Below are 789 nucleotides of genomic sequence, written 5' to 3' on the forward strand. Positions count from 1 at the left end.
CAGGACGCTCTGTAAAAATAGTTACTTGCCCTTTCGCTTGAGGATTAGTACATCATCACCGATCATCAATAACATTAAATTCATAAAATAACCTTTCAAAGTTATCTAAATTATAACCAGTTCTTGTTTCGCAATCTTCCACATCCAATATATTAGAAATCTCTCCTAATGCACTTGTTATTAGCTGAATTTCTCTTTGAGTCAATAGTAATAAAACATCATCTGATTTTTTTTCTACCAATTTCATATAATTTCCTTATTTTAGTTTTTCATCAAAATATTTTCGACCATCTTTAGGCTGAAATGCTGTGCCACCGTCTTTTGCTTTAGGATTTCTAATAACAACTGTTCCTGTAGACTCATGCCAATATGCACTTCTCCCATTAGATAATTCTTTGAATGAGGTATAATTGTTAACAACATTTTCAATATGCTTTTCAAATTCTTCTCTAGTTGAAATATTCATATTTTTAAATTCACCTTGTTTAATAACATGTTTAGAAAAAGCATGCCCATCGGATATTTCTTTTCCAATTAAACTTGATTTTAACCTCGGATACAGTGCAGCATTCTCAGCACCACTTGAAAGATTAAAAGTAGCTGTTGGCTCTCCATAGTTAGTTACCTTTCCAATAACAGGCGTCTTTTTCAAGTACCGACTTGCTTTACCAATCCCTGTCGCCCAACCACTCTGAGAAATTGCGCCCATTGCAGCTTTTCCGTAAGCATTATCTTGCGATAAAAACTCACCTAGATTAAATACACCTCTCGCATTTGGGTATGAGCTAG

General features: G+C 34.1%; 1 protein-coding gene and 1 pseudogene. Both read right to left on the reverse strand.

Annotation, left to right across the window (positions count from 1 at the left end; genetic code table 11):
• Nucleotides 1-55: 55 nt before the first annotated feature.
• Complete coding sequence (locus B0186_RS11075) at nucleotides 56-247, reverse strand: hypothetical protein (RefSeq protein WP_078219491.1); 192 nt, start codon at nucleotides 245-247, stop codon at nucleotides 56-58.
• A 9-nt stretch (nucleotides 248-256) separates the two neighbouring features.
• Nucleotides 257-789: pseudogene (locus tag B0186_RS11080) on the reverse strand (hypothetical protein); the annotation flags it as partial.

This window comes from Canicola haemoglobinophilus (assembly GCF_002015075.1).
GTDB classification, from domain to species: Bacteria; Pseudomonadota; Gammaproteobacteria; order Enterobacterales; family Pasteurellaceae; genus Canicola; species Canicola haemoglobinophilus.

Excerpts from the sequence above, each read along its gene's own strand:
- B0186_RS11075 (WP_078219491.1), bottom strand. The coding sequence starts at position 247 with ATGAAATTGGTAGAAAAAAAATCAGATGATGTTTTATTACTATTGACT.